The organism is Enterobacter sp. LU1 (assembly GCF_008271405.2).
In the GTDB taxonomy this organism is placed as follows: Bacteria; Pseudomonadota; Gammaproteobacteria; order Enterobacterales; family Enterobacteriaceae; genus Enterobacter; species Enterobacter hormaechei_C.
Map to the genome: position 1 here is coordinate 4,239,138 of NZ_CP043438.2, position 19,091 is coordinate 4,258,228.

The 19,091-nt window shown below is 57.6% G+C and carries 11 protein-coding genes; 2 read left to right on the forward strand and 9 right to left on the reverse strand.

From position 1 onward, the window contains the following. Positions 1-7 precede the first annotated feature (7 nt). Complete coding sequence (gene malP / locus FZF21_RS20365) at positions 8-2,401, reverse strand: maltodextrin phosphorylase (RefSeq protein ID WP_033488065.1); 2,394 nt, start codon at positions 2,399-2,401, stop codon at positions 8-10. Positions 2,402-2,973: 572 nt separating this feature from the next. On the opposite strand from malP, the gene malT reads away from it, so the two are divergent. Next, positions 2,974-5,679 (forward strand): HTH-type transcriptional regulator MalT, encoded by a 2,706-nt coding sequence (malT, locus tag FZF21_RS20370; RefSeq protein ID WP_015571449.1) that lies wholly within the window; start codon positions 2,974-2,976, stop codon positions 5,677-5,679. Positions 5,680-5,777: 98 nt separating this feature from the next. Here malT and FZF21_RS20375 read toward each other — a convergent pair whose 3' ends face one another. Genes FZF21_RS20375 through glpE form a run of 3 tightly spaced genes read right to left on the reverse strand, consistent with a single transcriptional unit; the run spans position 5,778 to position 7,763 of the window. Further along, entirely contained in the window at positions 5,778-6,536 is a 759-nt protein-coding gene (locus FZF21_RS20375; protein ID WP_017384141.1) for a DeoR/GlpR family transcriptional regulator, read from the reverse strand. 16 nt (positions 6,537-6,552) lie between these two features. Then, positions 6,553-7,383 carry a rhomboid family intramembrane serine protease GlpG gene (gene glpG / locus FZF21_RS20380; protein ID WP_015571451.1) on the reverse strand — a complete coding sequence of 277 codons (831 nt, stop codon included), beginning with the start codon at positions 7,381-7,383 and terminating at the stop codon, positions 6,553-6,555. Between the two features lie 47 nt (positions 7,384-7,430). Further along, positions 7,431-7,763 (reverse strand): thiosulfate sulfurtransferase GlpE, encoded by a 333-nt coding sequence (gene glpE / locus FZF21_RS20385; RefSeq protein WP_015571452.1) that lies wholly within the window; start codon positions 7,761-7,763, stop codon positions 7,431-7,433. Between the two features lie 285 nt (positions 7,764-8,048). Here glpE and glpD point away from each other — a divergent pair, with 285 nt between their 5' ends. Beyond that, positions 8,049-9,557, forward strand: a complete 1,509-nt coding sequence (gene glpD, locus FZF21_RS20390) for a glycerol-3-phosphate dehydrogenase (protein WP_015571453.1) — start codon at positions 8,049-8,051, stop codon at positions 9,555-9,557. 87 nt (positions 9,558-9,644) lie between these two features. Here glpD and glgP read toward each other — a convergent pair whose 3' ends face one another. The 5 genes from glgP to glgB are packed head-to-tail and all read right to left on the reverse strand — an operon-like array spanning position 9,645 to position 19,013. Continuing rightward, positions 9,645-12,092, reverse strand: a complete 2,448-nt coding sequence (gene glgP / locus FZF21_RS20395) for a glycogen phosphorylase (protein ID WP_149121161.1) — start codon at positions 12,090-12,092, stop codon at positions 9,645-9,647. A gap of 18 nt (positions 12,093-12,110) precedes the next feature. Further along, entirely contained in the window at positions 12,111-13,544 is a 1,434-nt protein-coding gene (glgA, locus tag FZF21_RS20400) for a glycogen synthase GlgA (protein WP_017384140.1), read from the reverse strand. After that, the gene (gene glgC, locus FZF21_RS20405) at positions 13,544-14,839 is read right to left on the reverse strand and encodes a glucose-1-phosphate adenylyltransferase (protein ID WP_017384139.1); all 1,296 of its coding nucleotides are present in this window, start codon (positions 14,837-14,839) and stop codon (positions 13,544-13,546) included. Before glgC ends, glgA begins: the two co-directional genes overlap by 1 nt. Positions 14,840-14,856: 17 nt before the next feature. After that, a complete protein-coding gene (gene glgX / locus FZF21_RS20410; protein ID WP_045347699.1) occupies positions 14,857-16,830 on the reverse strand; it encodes a glycogen debranching protein GlgX in 1,974 nt (657 codons plus the stop codon). After that, positions 16,827-19,013, reverse strand: a complete 2,187-nt coding sequence (gene glgB, locus FZF21_RS20415; protein ID WP_023304556.1) for a 1,4-alpha-glucan branching enzyme — start codon at positions 19,011-19,013, stop codon at positions 16,827-16,829. Before glgB ends, glgX begins: the two co-directional genes overlap by 4 nt. Positions 19,014-19,091 lie beyond the last annotated feature (78 nt).

Sequence of the window (19,091 nt, forward strand, 5' to 3'; positions counted from 1 at the left end):
CGCTTCCTTAGCGTTTTGCCTGCCAGATACGAGCCTGATAATCACGGATTGAGCGGTCAGAGCTGAACATACCGCAGCGCGCGGTGTTCAGGATACACGCGCGGGTCCAGGCATCCTGGTCGCGATACAGCACGTCGACCTGCTTCTGCGCTTCAACGTAAGCCGAGAAGTCAGCCATCACCAGGTACGGGTCGCCGCCCTGTTTGTCCATGCTGTGCAGCATCTGGTCAAACGCGTGCTTGTCGCCGTCGCTGTACTTCCCGCTTTCCAGCTCTTTGAGCACCGCATCCAGCACTTTATCTTTTTTACGCCATTTCACCGGGTCGTACCCTTTGGCTTTGATGGCTTTCACTTCTTCAACAGTATGGCCGAAGATAAAGATGTTCTCTTCGCCGACCTTCTCGGCAATTTCGACGTTCGCACCGTCCAGCGTGCCGACGGTCAGCGCGCCGTTCAGGGCCAGCTTCATGTTGCCGGTACCGGACGCTTCTTTACCGGCGGTAGAGATCTGCTCGGAAATATCCGCCGCCGGGATCAGCATTTCAGCCGCAGAAACGCAGTAGTCCGGCAGGAACACCACCTTCAGCTTGTCGCCCACTTTCGGATCGCTGTTGATCGCCGCCGCCACTTTATTAATGGCAAGGATAATGTTTTTCGCCAGGTAGTAGCCCGGCGCCGCTTTCGCACCGAACAGGAACACGCGCGGGACGCGGTCGGCCTGCGGGTTCTCGCGGATCTCTTTGTACAGCGCCAGAATGTGCAGCAGGTTCAGGTGCTGACGTTTGTACTCGTGCAGTCGTTTGATCTGGATATCGAAAATCGCATTCGGGTTGATCTCAATTCCGGTGCGCATTTTCACAAACTCGGCCAGACGAACCTTGTTCTCCAGCTTAATGGCACGGTACTGCTCGCGGAACTTCGCGTTGTCGGCCTGTTTTTCCAGGTTGATGAGCTGGTCCAGGTCGTTGGCCCACTCTTTCTTCAGGGACTTGTCCAGCAGGCCGGCCAGCAGCGGGTTGCACTGCTTAATCCAGCGACGCGGCGTGATGCCGTTGGTCACGTTATGGAATTTGGTCGGCCACAGCTGGTGGTATTCCGGGAAGAGATCTTTCACCACCAGATCCGAGTGCAGCGCGGCAACGCCGTTCACCGCAAAGCCGCTGACCACGCACATGTTCGCCATGCGCACCTGCTTGTCGTGCACAACGGCCAGCTTCGCCCAGACGGCCTTATCGCCCGGCCAGGTTTTCTCCACCAGCGTTTTGAACTGGTCGTTAATCTTATTGATGATCTGCATATGGCGCGGCAGCAGCGTTTTCACCAGCTTCTCATCCCAGCACTCGAGCGCTTCCGGCATCAGGGTGTGGTTGGTGTAGGCGAAGGTGCGGCTGGTGATGGCCCAGGCATCGTCCCAGCTCAGCTGATGCTCGTCGATCAGCACGCGCAGCAGTTCCGGGATGGCAATGGTCGGATGCGTGTCGTTAAGCTGAATAACTTCGAAGTCCGGCAGCTGAGCCAGCTTGCGGCCCGCCAGGTGGTGGCGACGCAGAATATCCGCCACGGAGCAGGCGCACTGGAAGTACTGCTGCATCAGACGCAGCTTTTTACCCGCCAGATGGTTGTCGTTCGGGTAGAGGACTTTGGTCAGCTTCTCGGCATCGATCCCCTGCTGCTCGGCGCGCAGGAAATCACCGTCGTTGAATTTGGTCAGGTTAAACGGATGCGCGTGCTTCGCCTGCCACAGACGCAGCGGCTGCGCCACGCCGTTACGGTAGCCGAGTACCGGCAGATCCCAGGCTTCACCGGTAATGGTGAACGCCGGTTCCCAGAGCCCCTGCTTCGTGACTTTCCCGCCAATCCCGACCTGCACATCCAGCTGCGCGTTGTGGCGGAACCACGGATAGGTATTGCGGTGCCAGTCGTCCGGCGCTTCCATCTGATGGCCGTCGGCAAACGACTGACGGAACAGGCCGTACTGATAGTTCAGGCCATAGCCAATCGCCGACTGGCCCACGGTTGCCATGGAATCCAGGAAGCAGGCTGCCAGACGTCCCAGACCGCCGTTACCCAGCGCCGGATCAATCTCTTCTTCCAGCAGATCGGTCAGGTTGATGTCGTGTTCTTTCAGCACGTCACCGACCTCCTGATACCAGCCAAGATTCAGCAGATTGTTACCCGTCAGACGGCCAATCAGGAACTCCATTGAAATGTAGTTGACGTGACGCTGGCCTTTCACGGGCTTCGTCACAGGCTGAGCGTCCAGCTGCTCTGCGAGCGCCCCGCTCACCGCCTGCCACCACTGGTGAGGCGTCATTTCGTTTGCAGCATGAAGGCCAAAACGCTGCCACTGACGTGTCAGGGCAGCCTGAAATTGAGCTTTGTTGAAAGTAGGCTGTGACATAGGGAATCGGCATCCTGTAGAGAGTAAAAACATTTAACGCTAGTGTGCCTGGCTCATTGTGCCTCTTCCTCCTCCTGTCGGGGATTAGACAGGGAGGAGTAGCGGGGATGAGCATAAAAGTGTGATCGAGGCCACTGTGTGAGTGTGCGCTTCGCGGAAAAAGCGATCCCGGAAGAGCGTCAAAGAAATGAAATGCAGTTTCGGAGGAAATTAATCATCGCTGAAATGATTACTTACGTAGAATAATATTTCCGCGCGTCGGGATTATTCAGCACCCCTATTAAGCCGATGCAACTTTCCCCGAAGTTAATTAACTTCAGCGTCATTATCTCTTTCTGAAACCAGTTTCAGCGCAACCGCGACTTATGCAGACAAGCCAGAAGCAGCGCGGCATCCAGCCATTTACGGAAAGTTCCATCAGTGATGAGAATGTTTTGTGACAGAGTGCAAATTCAGAGCCTCCAAACCCAGACATAACTTGCAATAGTTCCTCTATTGGCCGAACTTATAGATATTAATTACGAAGCGCAAAAAAAATAAATTCTCTCGTTCCCCACAGTGAAGTGAAAACTATGTTGATTCCGTCCAAATTAAGTCGCCCGGTTCGTCTTGACCATACTGTGGTCCGCGAGCGCCTGCTGGCTAAACTTTCCGGTGCGCATAATTTCCGACTGGCGCTGGTTACGAGTCCTGCGGGTTATGGAAAAACAACGCTCATTTCGCAATGGGCGGCAGGTAAAAGCGATCTTGGCTGGTACTCCCTGGATGAAGGGGATAACCAGCAGGAGCGTTTTGCCAGCTATTTAATTGCCGCGATTCAGCAGGCAACCAACGGACACTGCGTCACCAGCGAGGTGATGGTGCAAAAGCGCCAGTACGCCAGCCTGTCCTCTCTTTTCTCCCAGTTGTTTATCGAGCTGGCCGAATGGCATCGCCCGCTGTATGTGGTGATTGATGATTATCATCTGATCACCAACCCGGTTATTCACGAGTCCATGCGTTTCTTCCTGCGCCATCAGCCGGAAAACCTGACGCTGGTTGTCCTGTCGCGTAACCTTCCGCAGTTGGGCATTGCCAACCTGCGCGTGCGCGATCAGCTGCTGGAAATCGGCAGTCAGCAGCTGGCCTTTACCCATCAGGAAGCGAAGCAGTTCTTTGACTGCCGCCTGACGTCTCCGATTGAGGCGTCGGAAAGCAGCCGCCTGTGCGATGACGTTGCCGGCTGGGCCACGGCGCTTCAGCTGATTGCCCTCTCCGCGCGGCAAAACAACAGCCCGACGCATCAGTCCGCACGCCGCCTGGCGGGCATCAACGCCAGCCACCTGTCGGATTATCTGGTGGATGAGGTACTCGACAGTGTTGACCTCTCCACCCGCCATTTCCTGCTGAAAAGCTCCCTGCTGCGTTCCATGAACGATGCGCTGATCGTGCGCGTCACCGGCATTGAAAACGGGCAGCTTCAGCTCGAAGAGATTGAACGTCAGGGTCTGTTCCTGACGCGCATGGACGATCCCGGCGAATGGTTTAGCTACCATCCGCTGTTTGGCAGCTTCCTGCGCCAGCGTTGCCAGTGGGAACTGGCCGCAGAGCTGCCTGACATTCACCGCGCCGCCGCCGAAAGCTGGATGGCGCAAGGTTTCCCGAGCGAAGCTATCCACCATGCGCTGGCCGCCGGGGATGCCGGTATGCTGCGCGATATTCTGCTCAACCACGCGTGGGGACTGTTCAACCACAGTGAACTGACGCTGCTGGAAGAGTCGTTAAAAGCGCTGCCGTGGGAAAGCCTGCTGGAGAATCCGCGTCTGGTGCTGCTCCAGGCCTGGCTGATGCAGAGCCAGCATCGCTACAGCGAAGTGAACACCCTGCTGGCGCGCGCCGAGCAGGAGATGGAAAGCGAGATGGATACCACCCTGCATGGCGAATTTAACGCCCTGCGTGCGCAGGTGGCGATTAACGACGGTGACCCTGAGGAAGCCGAACGGCTGGCGATGGTCGCGCTGGATGAGCTGCCGCTGGCGAATTTTTACAGCCGTATTGTGGCCACCTCGGTACACGGCGAAGTGCTGCACTGTAAGGGCGATCTCACGCGTTCGCTTTCACTCATGCAGCAAACCGAACAGATGGCGCGCCGCCACGATGTCTGGCATTACGCCCTGTGGAGCCTGATCCAGCAAAGCGAGATTTTATTTGCTCAGGGGTTCCTGCAAGCCGCCTGGGAAAACCAGGAGAAAGCGTTCCAGCTGATCCGTGAACAGCATCTGGAACAGCTGCCGATGCACGAGTTCCTGTTGCGTATTCGCGCTCAACTGCTGTGGGCATGGTCGCGTCTGGATGAAGCAGAAAGCTGCGCCCGCCAGGGTCTGAATGTCCTTTCGAGCTTCCAGCCGCAGCAGCAGCTCCAGTGTCTGGCTCTGCTGGTGCAGTGCTCGCTGGCGCGCGGCGACCTGGATAATGCCCGCAACCATCTTAACCGCCTGGAAAACCTGCTCGGCAACGGGCAGTACCATAGCGACTGGGTGTCCAACGCCGATAAGGTGCGGGTGATTTACTGGCAGATGACCGGCGATAAAAAGTCCGCCGCCAACTGGCTGCGTCATACGCCTAAACCGGAATTTGCCAATAACCACTTCCTGCAAAGCCAGTGGCGCAACATCGCTCGCGTGCAGATCCTGCTGGGTGACTTTGAGCCTGCCGAGATTGTGCTGGAAGAGTTAAACGAAAACGCCCGCAGCCTGCGCCTGATGAGCGATTTAAACCGCAACCTGCTGCTGTTAAACCAGCTTTACTGGCAGGCGGGCCGTAAAAACGATGCCCAGCGCGTACTGCTGGAAGCGTTACAGCTGGCGAACCGCACCGGGTTTATCAGCCACTTTGTGATTGAGGGTGAAGTGATGGCCCAGCAGCTGCGCCAGCTGATTCAGCTCAACACGCTGCCGGAACTCGATCAGCATCGCGCCCAGCGCATTCTGCGCGAGATTAACCAGCATCATCGCCACAAGTTTGCACACTTCGATGAGAACTTTGTTGAACGTCTGCTGAACCACCCGGAAGTACCGGAACTTATCCGCACCAGCCCGCTCACCCAGCGTGAATGGCAGGTGCTGGGGCTGATCTACTCAGGCTACAGCAACGAGCAGATTGCCGGTGAGCTGGCGGTGGCGGCGACCACCATCAAAACGCACATTCGCAATCTGTATCAGAAGCTGGGCGTGGCGCACCGTCAGGACGCAGTGCAACATGCGCAGCAGCTATTGAAGATGATGGGATATGGAGTGTAGATCCTCTGCGGTCTGATGCCCTCACCCCGGCCCTCTCCCACAGGGAGAGGGAGAAAATTTTGTAGGTCGGGTAAGCGCAGCGCCATCCGACACAACCGCTAGCACAATTCCAGCTGCAAATTGTTATCCTTAATTACCTGCATCACGCCCGCCGGCGGCATTACGTCGGTGTAAACCGCATCCACCATGCTGATGCTGCCCATGTTGACCATCGCGTTACGGCCAAATTTGGAGTGGTCCACCACCAGCATCACGTGACGTGAGTTTTCAATGATCGCGCGCTTGGTGCGCACCTCGTGGTAATCAAACTCCAGCAGCGAGCCGTCGCTGTCGATGCCGCTGATCCCCAGAATGCCGAAGTCGAGGCGGAACTGAGAGATAAAATCGAGCGTCGCTTCGCCGATAATGCCCCCGTCGCGGCTACGCAGTTCGCCGCCCGCGAGGATGATGCGGAAATCGTCTTTCTGCATCAACGTGTTGGCCACGTTCAGGTTGTTGGTCACCACGCGCAGGTTCTCGTGGTTCAGCAGCGCATGGGCGACCGCTTCCGGCGTGGTGCCGATATCAATAAACAGCGTCGCGCCGTTCGGGATCTGGCTCGCCACTTTACGGGCGATACGCTCTTTCTCTGCCGTTTGCGTCGCCTTACGGTCATGCCATGAGGTGTTCACCGAGCTGGACGGCAGCGCGGCGCCGCCGTGGTGACGCAGAATACGGTTCTGATCGGCCAGGTCGTTGAGGTCACGACGGATGGTTTGCGGGCTGACGGCAAACTGCTCCACCAGCTCTTCAGTACTGACGTATCCCTGTTTTTTTACCAGTTCGATAATGGCGTCATGACGTTGTGTTTGTTTCATGAAATATCCCTGGGTATTATGTTCGTTTTCGCGCATGGAGCGTATCGGCCAGCGCCATCGCCAGCCCAACCGCCAGGCCGGTAACGTGCGCACCATTGGCGATAGACATACCAAACAGATCAAACCATCCGGCAATAAGCCATATTAACGCAAAGGTTATTAATCCACGTTGTAAATAGATGCCGCTATCCGGGTCGCGCTCGCCTCTGAGCCAGGCGTAACCCATCAGGGCGTACACCACGCCGGATAACCCGCCAAACCATGGACCGCTGAATTTGTGCTGCACGTAGCCGCTTAACAGGGCGCTGATAAGGGTGATCACAATCAGCTTGCCGCTGCCGAGCCGCTTCTCCACCGCCCCGCCGAGATACCACCACCACAGCAGGTTAAAGAGGATATGCATCACCGAGAAGTGCATCAGCGCATGCGTGAAGTAGCGCCAGACGTCAAATTGCAGGGAGGGATCGTACGGCCATGCGAGGGCAATCATCACGCTCTGGTCGCCCACCACGCTCATAATAATGAAGACGATGATGCAGGCTGCCATCAAAAGCAGCGTAAACGGCCCTGCGCGCTCGCGGAGGGTGGCGAGAAACGGAAAACGTTGATAGTGCAGGCCACTGCCGGTCTGGCCGGATTGCCAGCTTGCCGCCAGATAACGCGGGTCGCCCGGGTTTTCCAGAAAACGCGCCAGCTCGTCATTCACGCGGCCGGCCTGGCTTTCGTCTGCCAGCCAGACATCCGTCTGTGTATGCTGCTGAATAGTCAGGATAATGCCCTGCGTCGCCATATAGTCGACAAACGCCTGGGCGACGCGCGGGTTGCTAAAAGAGGTGATCATCAACATGGGCAGCGGTCGCTTATTTCCACACAAAAGGGGACAGTATAGCGGGATCAGCGCTCAAACGCGTATTCAACTTCTGCCGGGAAATGACGATGCCAGGCATCGAAGCCGCCATCGACGCTGTATACCGCGTCGTAACCCTGCTGGAGCAGATACTGCGCCGCGCCTTTACTACTGTTGCCGTGATAGCACATCACCATCACCGGGGTATCGAAGTCGTTATCGCGCATAAACGCGCCCAGCGTGTCGTTGGTGAGATGGAACGCGCCCGGCGTGTGGCCCATCGCAAAGCTCTGCGGATCGCGGATATCCACCAGCACCGCTTGTCCCTGGTGCATCTTCTGATGGGCTTCTTCTACGTTAATACATTCAAACTGATCCATGGTGTTCTCATCTTATATTCAGGTGTGGTGCGGTTTTCCCCTCACCCTACCCTCTCCCGGAGGGAGAGGGAAACGGATCACCCTCTCCCCGTGGGAGAGGGCTGGGGTGAGGGCATCAGACCGCACTATTTTACCCCGTAGTGTACGTCCTGGCGGCGGGTAAACGCCATTATGTTATCCATATCACTCTAAATTGTTTTTTTGATGTTACCAAAAGCGCGTTCCTTTGCTATTATGAGCGATATCGAACATTTTTGAGCTTTAACGAAAGTGCATGAGGGTGTTATGGAAACCAAAGATCTGATTGTGATAGGCGGTGGCATCAACGGTGCCGGTATTGCGGTTGATGCCGCAGGACGCGGTTTATCCGTGCTGATGCTGGAAGCTAACGATCTCGCCTGCGCGACGTCGTCCGCCAGCTCCAAGCTGATCCACGGTGGCCTGCGCTACCTGGAACACTACGAATTTCGCCTGGTCAGCGAAGCGCTGGCTGAACGCGAAGTACTGCTGAAAATGGCTCCGCATCTGGCGATCCCGATGCGTTTCCGTCTGCCTCATCGCCCGCATCTGCGTCCGGCGTGGATGATCCGCATTGGTCTTTTTATGTACGATCATCTGGGTAAACGCACCAGCCTGCCAGGTTCGACAGGTTTGCGTTTTGGCTCAGAGTCGGTTCTTAAGCCTGAAATCGTGCGCGGTTTCGAATATTCCGACTGCTGGGTGGACGATGCGCGTCTGGTGCTGGCTAACGCGCAGATGGTCGAGAAGAAAGGCGGCGAGGTGAAAACCCGTACCCGCGCGACCGCCGCACGCCGCGAAAACGGCCTGTGGATTGTGGAAGCGGAAGACGTGGATACCGGTGAGAAGTTTAGCTGGAAAGCGCGCGGCCTGGTGAATGCCACCGGCCCGTGGGTAAAACAGTTCTTCGATGACGGTATGCACCTGCCTTCTCCGTACGGCATCCGCCTGATCAAGGGCAGCCACATTGTGGTGCCGCGCGTGCATACCCAGAAACAGGCTTATATCCTGCAAAATGAAGACAAGCGCATTGTGTTTGTGATCCCGTGGATGGACGAGTTCTCCATCATCGGCACCACCGACGTGGAGTACAAGGGCGATCCGAAAAACGTTGAAATCGACGAGAGTGAAGTCAGCTACCTGTTGAAAGTGTACAACGCGCACTTTAAGAAACAGCTGGCGCGCGATGACGTGGTCTGGACCTACTCCGGCGTGCGTCCGCTGTGTGATGACGAGTCTGACTCACCGCAGGCCATCACCCGTGACTATACGCTTGATATTCATGACGTGGACGGTCAGGCGCCCCTGCTGTCGGTATTTGGCGGTAAGCTCACCACCTACCGTAAACTGGCGGAGCACGCGCTGGAGAAACTGGCGCCGTATTACAAAGGCATCGGCCCGGCGTGGACGAAAGGCGCCGTGCTGCCTGGCGGCGATATCGGCGATAACCGCGACGATTACGCCGCGAAGCTGCGTCGCCGCTTCCCGTTCATTACCGAAGGAATGGCGCGCCACTATGCCCGCACCTACGGCAGCAACACCGAACTGTTCCTCGGCGAGGCGAAAGAGATTGCCGATCTGGGCGAGCATTTTGGCCATGAGCTGTACGAAGCGGAACTGCGCTACCTGGTGGAACACGAGTGGGTGCGCCGTCTGGACGATGCTATCTGGCGTCGTACTAAAGAAGGGATGTGGCTGAATGCCGAGCAGCAGTCTCGCGTGGCGCAATGGTTGCAGCAGCATGCGGGAAAGCGTGAACTGTCGTTGGCGTCGTAATTGAAAAAAAGCCGGGTGGCGGCTCCGCCTTACCCGGCCTACTCGATCCCGTAGGCCCGGTAAGCGCAGCGCCACCGGGCTTTGTTTTTACAACCGCACCGGATCAATATGCCAGATATTCTCGGCATACTCTTTGATGGTCCTGTCCGACGAGAAGTATCCCATGTTGGCGATGTTATGCATCGCGGCGCTGGTCCACTTCTCCTGCTGACGGTACAGTTCGTCCACCTTATCCTGACAATCCACGTAGCTGCGGTAATCCGCCAGCACCTGATAGTGATCGCCAAAGTTAATCAGCGAGTCCACCAGATCGCGATAGCGTCCGGGCTCCTCAGGGTTAAACACGCCGGTGGCGATTTGCGTCAGCACCTGGCGTAACTCTTCATCCTCTTCATAATACTCACGCGGCGAGTAGCCCTGCTTGCGCAGCGCCTCCACCTCTTCCGCCGTATTCCCGAAAATAAAGATATTCTCCGCGCCCACATGCTCCAGCATTTCGACATTTGCGCCGTCCAGCGTGCCGATAGTCAGCGCGCCGTTCAGGGCAAACTTCATGTTACTGGTGCCGGATGCTTCCGTCCCCGCCGTGGAAATCTGCTCAGAGAGATCCGCCGCCGGAATAATCAGCTGCGCCAGGCTTACGCTGTAGTTCGGGATAAACACGACCTTTAGCTTATCGCCAATGTCCGGATCGTGATTCACCACCTTCGCCACATCGTTGATGAGATGAATGATGTGCTTCGCCATGTAGTACGCGGACGCCGCCTTACCGGCAAAGATTTTCACGCGCGGCACCCACTCCGCCGTCGGGTCAGCCTTAATGCGGTTGTAGTGGGTAATAACGTGCAGGACATTCATCAGCTGACGCTTGTACTCGTGGATACGTTTGATCTGCACGTCAAACAGCGCTTTCGGGTTCGCCACCACGTTCAGATGCATCGCCAGCCAGACCGCCAGACGCTTCTTGTTCAGCAGCTTGGCTTCCCGTACCGCTTTATTCACCGTCGGGAAATCAATGTGCTGCTCCAGCTCGCTCAGCTGGCTCAAATCGGTGCGCCAGGTGCGGCCAATGTTCTCATCCAGAACATCGGAGAGCGGCTGGTTCGCCAGCGCCAGCCAGCGGCGCGGGGTGACGCCGTTGGTCACGTTGCAGAAACGCGTCGGGAAGATCTTCGCAAAGTCCGCAAACAGGGACTGCACCATCAGGTTCGAGTGCAGCTCTGACACGCCGTTCACCTTGTGGCTGATCACCACCGCCAGCCAGGCCATGCGTACGCGACGCCCGTTGGATTCATCAATGATCGAGGCGCGGCTCAGCAGACCGGTATCGTTCGGGTACTGCTCCTGCAAGGTCTTGAGGAAGTAGTCGTTGATCTCGAAGATGATTTGCAGATGGCGCGGCAGAATTTTGCCGAGCATATCCACCGGCCACGTCTCCAGCGCTTCACTCATCAGCGTATGGTTGGTGTACGAGAACACCTGGCAGGTTACTTCAAACGCGTCATCCCAGCTGAACTTATGCTCGTCAATCAGCAGGCGCATCAGCTCAGGGATCGACAGCACCGGATGGGTATCGTTGAGGTGAATGGCGGTTTTTTCCGCCAGATTCGCATAGGTTTTGTGCAGCTGATAGTGACGGCTAAGGATATCCTGAATCGTTGCCGAGACGAGGAAATACTCCTGACGCAGGCGCAGCTCGCGGCCTGAGTAGGTCGAGTCATCCGGATACAGGACGCGTGACACATTCTCGGAGTGGTTTTTATCTTCCACCGCCGCGAAGTAGTCACCCTGGTTGAATTTACCCAGGTTGATCTCGCTACTGGCCTGCGCGTTCCACAGGCGCAGCGTATTGGTCGCATCGGTGTCGTAGCCGGGGATGATCTGGTCATAGGCCACGGCGAGGATCTCCTCGGTTTCCACCCAGTGGGATTTTTTCCCTTCCTGCTGAATACGCCCGCCAAAACGCACCTTGTAGCGCGTGTTGTGGCGCTTGAACTCCCACGGGTTACCGTACTCCAGCCAGTAGTCTGGAGACTCTTTCTGACGACCATCCACGATGTTCTGCTTGAACATACCGTAGTCGTAGCGAATACCGTAGCCGCGCCCGGGCAGCGCCAGCGTCGCCAGTGAATCGAGGAAACAGGCGGCAAGACGCCCGAGACCACCGTTACCCAGCCCCGGGTCGTTCTCTTCGTCAATCAGCTCTTCTAAATCCAGCCCCATCTCTTCCAGTGCGTTTTTGACGTCGTCATAAATCCCGAGCGATAACAGCGCATTGGAGAGGGTGCGACCAATCAGAAACTCCATCGACAGGTAATACACCTGTCGCGTCTCCTGCGAAAGCTGGGCGCGGTTGGAGCGCAGCCAGCGTTCGACCATACGGTCACGCACCGCAAACAGCGTGGCGTTCAGCCACTCATGTTTGTTGGCAATAACGGGATCTTTCCCAATGGTAAACATCAGCTTATAGGCGATGGAGTGTTTCAACGCCTCAACGCTGAGCGTGGGGGAAGAGTAGCTAAATGGAGCATTCATATCAGTAACTTCGCCTCGTTACATCAAGCGTTGATAAAGGTCGCGGTAGGACTGCGCCGCAACGTGCCAGCCAAAGTCCATGGACATCGCCTGACGTTGTACGTAACGCCACAGGGATGGACGGGACCACAAGACGAAAGCACGCCGGATCGCCCGAAGCAGCGACCAGGCATTACTGTCCTCGAAAACAAACCCGCTGGCGATACCGTCCGCCAGGTTTTCCAGGGAGCTGTCAGACACCGTATCCGCCAGCCCGCCCGTGCGGCGTACCAGCGGCAACGTGCCGTATTTCAGACCATAGAGCTGCGTCAGGCCGCAGGGCTCGAAGCGGCTCGGCACCAGAATCACGTCCGCGCCGCCCATGATGCGGTGCGAGAACGCTTCGTGATAGCCAATCTGCACGCCCACCTGCCCTGGATGTTCCGCCGCGGCCGCGAGGAAACCTTCCTGCAATACCGGGTCGCCCGCGCCGAGCAGCGCCAGCTGGCCGCCCTGCTCCAGTAATCCCGGCAGCGCTTCCAGCACCAGATCCAGCCCTTTCTGGCTGGTCAGGCGGCTGACCACCGCAAACAGCGGCACCTTGTCGTTGACCTTCAGCCCCATCGCAATCTGTAGCTGGCGCTTGTTCTCCGCTTTGTCCTCCACGGAGTCGCGACCATAGCGCGCCGCCAGCAGGAGGTCCGTTTCCGGATTCCAGATCTGTTCATCCACGCCGTTCAGAATGCCCGACAGACGGCCTTCACGGTGGCGCTGTTGCAGCAGCCCTTCCATACCGTAACCGAACTCCGGCTGGGTAATTTCCCGCGCGTAGGTTGGGCTGACCGCCGTGATGTGGTCGGCGTAGTACAGACCCGCCTTCAGGAACGAAATCTGTCCGTTAAACTCCAGTCCGTGCATGTTAAAGAACGACCATGGCAGATCGATGTCATTCATATGATGCGCGTAATACATGCCCTGATACGCCAGGTTGTGCACCGTAAACACCGATTTGGCCGGGTGCCCCTTCGCCGCCAGATACGCAGGAGCCAGCCCCGCATGCCAGTCGTGCGCATGCACCACGTTTGGACGCCAGAACGGATCCAGTCCGACGGCCATTTCCGCCCCCACCCAGCCGAGCAGGGCAAAGCGCATCACGTTATCGGTATAGGCGTACAGGTTGGTATCGTGATACGGGCTGCCGGGTCGATCGTATAAATGCGGGGCATCAATCAGGTAAATCCCTACGCCATTGTAATGTCCAAACAGCAGGGTGATACGTCCCGCGAAGGTCTCGCGACGGGTAACAACCTTTGCATCGGGAATACCGCGCCGGATATCCGGAAAAGCGGGCAACAACACGCGGGTATCCACCCCTCCGGCGATTTGCGCCGCTGGTAATGCACCAAGAACATCCGCCAGGCCGCCCGTTTTTAACAACGGGAACATCTCAGAACATACGTGTAAAACCTGCATCATCGCTCCTGTTTGATTTGCAGCTTCCGCAACATTTCCCGTGTTACTAACACGATCCCCTCTTCCGAACGGTAGAAACGACGCGCATCTTCTTCCGCGTTTTCCCCAATCACCATCCCTTCGGGAATGATGCAGGCACGATCGATAACGCAGCGACGCAGACGACACGAACGCCCTACCCAGACATCCGGCAGCAGAACTGCCGAATCGATATTACAGAATGAGTTTATACGCACGCGCGGGAACAGCACGGACTGCACCACCACCGAACCGGAGATAATGCAACCGCCAGAGACCAGCGAGTTGAGCGTCATGCCGTGGCTGCCGGAGCGATCCTGGACGAACTTCGCCGGCGGCAACGATTCCATATGCGTGCGAATCGGCCAGTTCTGGTCGTACATATCCAGCTCAGGCGTGACGGACGCCAGATCGAGGTTGGCTTTCCAGTACGCTTCCAGCGTTCCCACATCGCGCCAGTAAGGCTCCGCATTCGGATCGGACTGCACGCAGGACAGCGGGAAGGGATGTGCATACGCCATGCCAGCTTTGGTAATTTTCGGGATAATGTCTTTGCCGAAGTCGTGGCTGGAGTTTTCGTCTTTGTCGTCCTCTTCCAGCAGTTCATAAAGATAATCGGCATCAAAGACATAGATCCCCATGCTGGCGAGCGATTTGGTGTCGTCGCCCGGCATGGTTGGCGGGTTCGCCGGTTTTTCGACAAAGTCGATAATCTTGTCATCGCCATCTACATGCATCACGCCAAACGCGGTTGCTTCCGCAACAGGCACTGGCAGACACGCCACGGTGCAGCGCGCCCCTTTTTCGACGTGGTCGATCAGCATGTGGGAGTAATCTTGCTTGTAGATGTGGTCCCCGGCGAGGATGACGATGTATTCCGCGCTGTAGCGACGAATGATGTCGAGGTTCTGGGTCACGGCATCCGCCGTGCCGCGGTACCAGTTCTCCCCGTGAACGCGCTGCTGCGCCGGGAGCAGGTCGACAAATTCGTTCATCTCTTCGCTGAAGAATGACCAGCCGCGCTGAATGTGCTGCACCAGCGTGTGCGACTGATACTGGGTAATGACGCCAATACGGCGAATGCCTGAGTTCAGGCAGTTGGAAAGTGCAAAATCGATAATACGGAACTTACCACCAAAGTGAACGGCCGGTTTGGCGCGCTTGATGGTCAAATCTTTCAGACGGGTACCACGCCCGCCCGCGAGTATCAGGGCAACTGTTTTTAATGGTAGCTGGCGCGCCAACATTAACGGATCGTTCTTCTCTAATCTAACCATGACTAACTCCTTTTTTATCATCTTTGGAATACGCACACTCCGTGCGCAGGCCCGTGCCAGACAGCCATAACAACCGGATTATCCGCTCCGGCAAAGGGAGGAATGGCTCGCCATTCCCCGTCAGGTAAAACAATCTCTGCGACGTCATCCGTCGCGTTCAGCGTCACCAGCCACGCATCCGAAAGCAGGATTTGCAGACAGGGTATGCCGTGTTGCCACTCTTGCGCGCTTAACGGTTGCGCGTCTTTATTCAGCCAGCGAACGTTTCCGTCGCCCTCTTCCCACCAGCGGTCGGCGGTGAGCGCGGGGATGCGCTGGCGAAGATGGATCAGCGCCGCGGTGAAATGGGTCAGCCCGCTATTCGCTTCTCCCCAGTCGAGCCAGGTCAGGGTGTTGTCCTGGCAATAGGCGTTGTTGTTGCCGTGCTGGCTGTGGCCGTGCTCATCGCCCGCCAGCAGCATCGGCGTGCCCTGCGACAACAAAAGCGTCGTCAGCAGCGCATGAACGCTGGCGCGTCGCCGCTCGATCACATCCAGACTTCCGCCTAACCCTTCTATACCATGGTTGAAGCTATGGTTATTGTTAGTCCCATCGCGATTCTCCTCGCCGTTTGCCTCATTGTGTTTCTGATTGAAACAAACGCAGTCGCGCAGCGTAAAACCGTCGTGTGCCGTCAGCAGGTTAATGGTGGCCGACGGACGTTTGCCGTCACGCTTGAAGAGATCGCTGGAGCCGGCAAAGCGACCGGCAAACTCCCCCAGCGACAGATCGCGCGTCAGCCAGAAGCGGCGGATGGCATCGCGGAAGTGGTCGTTCCACTCGGCAAACAGCGGCGGGAAATTCCCCACCTGATAACCGCCCTCTCCGATGTCCCAGGGCTCCGCGATCAGCTTAACCTTTGAGAGCACCGGGCAGTTTTTGATGGCCTCAAACAGCGGCGCCTGCTGGCTGAACGCCGGGGTGCGCCCCGTCACCGGCGCCAGGTCGAAGCGAAAACCGTCCACGTGGAACGTCTCAACCCAGTATTTCAGGCACTCGTACGCGTAATGCGTAACGGCCGGATGACTGAGGTTGAGGGTGTTACCGCACCCGGTCCAGTTCTCGTAATCGCCGTCGTCCCTGATCCAATAATAGCTACGGTTATCGATTCCGCGCTGTGAGAGCGTCGGGCCGTCAAGATCGCTTTCCGCACTGTGGTTCAGCACCACGTCCAGAATGACCTCGATACCCGCCGCGTGAAGCGCCTTCACCGCATCGCGAAACTCATCCCGTGCCTTCTCCGGCTGCACCGCGTAGCGCGGGTCGAGGGCGAACATCGCCAGCGGGTTGTAGCCCCAGTAGTTGCTTAACCCAAGACGCTGTAGCCGCGGCTCGCTGGCGAAATGCGCCACGGGCAACAGCTCCAGCGCGGTGATCCCTAAGTGCTTCAGGTACGCGACCATCGTCGGATGCCCAAGCGCTTTGTAGGTGCCGCGCATCTCTTTAGGGATTGACGGGTGCAGATATGTCAGCCCTTTAACGTGGGCTTCATAAATAACGGTGTTGCCCCACGGCGTGCGCGGCGGGGCATCGTCTTCCCAGTCGTAGAGATCGTGCACCACCACGCTTTTGGGCGCGACGGGCGCGCTGTCGCGGTGGTCAGGTTCGCCGTAGCCAACGTGGAACAGCGAGTCATCTTTAAACTCACCGTCCACGCGGTGCGCGCACGGGTCAATCAGCAGCTTCGCCGGGTTAAACCAGTGCCCCTGAGAGGGCTCCCAGGGGCCGTGTACGCGAAAACCGTAGTGCATCCCCGGCCGTCCTCCGGCCAGGTAGCCATGCCAGGTATCCCCCGTGCGCGCCGGTAAATCGTAACGGTGCTCGTTACCTTCCCCGTCAAACACACAGAGTTCCACCCGCTCCGCATGGGCGGAAAAGAGCGTGAAGTTCACCCCCTTTCCGTCAAAACTCGCCCCGAGCGGTTCGGGTTTACCTGCCGTAAGCTGCGTCATTCACCCTCCCGCACCAGCCAGATTGTGCCAAGCGGCGGCAGCGTCAGGCTCAGGGAGTTCGGACGGCCGTGGCTTTCAATGGCATCGCTCTGCACCAGGCCACCGTTACCGGCGTTGCTGCCGTGGTAGTGCATGGAGTCGGTATTGAGAATTTCGCGCCATTTGCCCGGCTGGTTAATGCCGAAGCGGTAGTGTTCGCGCGGCACCGGCGTGAAGTTGCTGGCGACGATGATCTCGTTACCCGCCTTGTCGCGGCGCACAAAGACAAACACCGAGCGCTCGTGGTCGTCCACCACCAGCCACTCAAAGCCGTACGGATCGAAGTCCAGCTCGTGCAGCGCTTTGTGGTGGCGATAAGTCAGGTTCAGGTCACGGACCAGACGCTGTACGCCGTGGTGCCAGTTGTCCGCACCTTCCAGCAGATGCCAGTCAAGGCTGCTATCGTGGTTCCATTCGCGGCCCTGAGCGAACTCGTTGCCCATAAACAGCAGCTTTTTACCCGGGAAAGCAAACAGCCAGCCGTAGTAAGCGCGCAGGTTGGCAAACTTCTGCCATGGGTCGCCCGGCATGCGGTCGAGAATGGATTTCTTGCCGTGCACCACTTCATCGTGCGACAGCGGCAGCATGAAGTTTTCGGTGTAGTTATAGAGCAACCCGAAGGTGAGCTTATCGTGGTGATACTGACGATAAACCGGGTCGAGCTTCATGTAGTCGAGCGTGTCGTGCATCCAGCCGAGGTTCCATTTGTACCAGAAGCCCAGACCACCCATTGCCGGTGGACGGGAAACGCCCGGGAAGTCGGTGGACTCTTCCGCCATGGTCACGGCGCCTTCCACCTGCTCGCCGATAATCCGGTTGGTGTTGCGCAGAAACTCAATCGCTTCGAGGTTTTCACGGCCACCATACTCGTTCGGGATCCACTCCCCCTCTTTGCGGCTGTAGTCGCGGTAAATCATCGACGCCACCGCATCCACGCGCAGGGCATCAATGCCGAAGCGCTCGATCCAGTACAACGCGTTCCCGACCAGGTAGTTCGATACTTCACGGCGACCGTAGTTGTAGATCAGCGTGTTCCAGTCCTGGTGATAGCCTTCGCGCGGGTCGCTGTGCTCGTACAGCTTTGTGCCGTCGAACTCTGCCAGCGCAAAATCATCCGACGGGAAGTGGCCCGGCACCCAGTCGAGGATCACGTTCAGCCCGGCGGCGTGCGCGGCATCGATGAAATAGCGGAAGTCATCGCGCGTGCCGAAGCGGCGCGTGGGCGCATACAGCCCGGTTGGCTGATAGCCCCAGCTGCCGTCAAATGGGTGTTCGTTGATCGGCAGCAGCTCCAGATGGGTAAAGCCCATCCATTTGGCGTACGGCACCAGCTGGTCCGCCAGCTCGCGATAGCTCAGCCAGAAGTTGTTATCGGTGTGGCGACGCCACGAGCCGAGATGCACTTCATAGACGGAGATTGGCGCATCAAAGCGGTTGGCCTGCTTGCGCTCCTCGCTCTGGACAACCTTCTCCGGCAGGCCGCAAATCAGCGAGGCGGTATTGGGGCGTAGCTCTGCCTCAAAGGCGTACGGGTCAGATTTAATGCGCAGCTTGCCGTTGGCATCGATCATCTCGAATTTGTAGAGCTGACCGTTGTGCGCGCCGGGGATAAACAGCTCCCAGATGCCGGTTTCCCGGCGCAGGCGCATGGGGTGACGACGACCGTCCCAGTAGTTGAACTGCCCGACGACGGAGACGCGCTGGGCGTTTGGCGCCCATACGGCAAAACGCGTGCCGGTGATACCGTCCATGGTATCCGCATGGGCACCCAGCGTTTCGTAGGGGCGTAAATGGGTCCCTTCGGACAGCAGCCAGGCGTCCATCTCTTTTAAGAGCGGGCCGAAGCTATAGGGATCGTCAATCAGGTTTTGCTGACCGTGCCAGATAACGGCAAGCTGATAACGAAAAGGATTTTTACGGCGGGGCATGACGCCCGAGAAGAAGCCACGCGAGTCGAGGCATTCCAGATTACCCACCTTGCGGCCGGTTTTGGGTTCGATAACCCACACTTCTGTTGCATCCGGTAACAGCGCCCGAACTTCCAGTCCGGCCTCTGTACGGTGCATCCCTAGCACAGAAAAGGGGTCGGCAAAGTGACCCGCAATAAGCGCATTAATCACGTCTCTCGAAATACGATCGGACATGGTATTCATCCTGTTTTTTTATGTCGCCCTTTTTACGCGCTCCGGGACGACTTTTAATGTGACCTAAACGGTGCAGTT

Coding starts and splice junctions, on each gene's coding strand:
- glgC (WP_017384139.1), bottom strand. CDS start 14,839: ATGGTTAGATTAGAGAAGAACGATCCGTTAATGTTGGCGCGCCAGCTA.
- glgB (WP_023304556.1), bottom strand. CDS start 19,013: ATGTCCGATCGTATTTCGAGAGACGTGATTAATGCGCTTATTGCGGGT.
- glpD (WP_015571453.1), top strand. CDS start 8,049: ATGGAAACCAAAGATCTGATTGTGATAGGCGGTGGCATCAACGGTGCC.
- glpG (WP_015571451.1), bottom strand. CDS start 7,383: ATGTTGATGATCACCTCTTTTAGCAACCCGCGCGTCGCCCAGGCGTTT.
- glgP (WP_149121161.1), bottom strand. CDS start 12,092: ATGAATGCTCCATTTAGCTACTCTTCCCCCACGCTCAGCGTTGAGGCG.
- glgX (WP_045347699.1), bottom strand. CDS start 16,830: ATGACGCAGCTTACGGCAGGTAAACCCGAACCGCTCGGGGCGAGTTTT.
- malT (WP_015571449.1), top strand. CDS start 2,974: ATGTTGATTCCGTCCAAATTAAGTCGCCCGGTTCGTCTTGACCATACT.
- glgA (WP_017384140.1), bottom strand. CDS start 13,544: ATGCAGGTTTTACACGTATGTTCTGAGATGTTCCCGTTGTTAAAAACG.
- glpE (WP_015571452.1), bottom strand. CDS start 7,763: ATGGATCAGTTTGAATGTATTAACGTAGAAGAAGCCCATCAGAAGATG.
- malP (WP_033488065.1), bottom strand. CDS start 2,401: ATGTCACAGCCTACTTTCAACAAAGCTCAATTTCAGGCTGCCCTGACA.
- FZF21_RS20375 (WP_017384141.1), bottom strand. CDS start 6,536: ATGAAACAAACACAACGTCATGACGCCATTATCGAACTGGTAAAAAAA.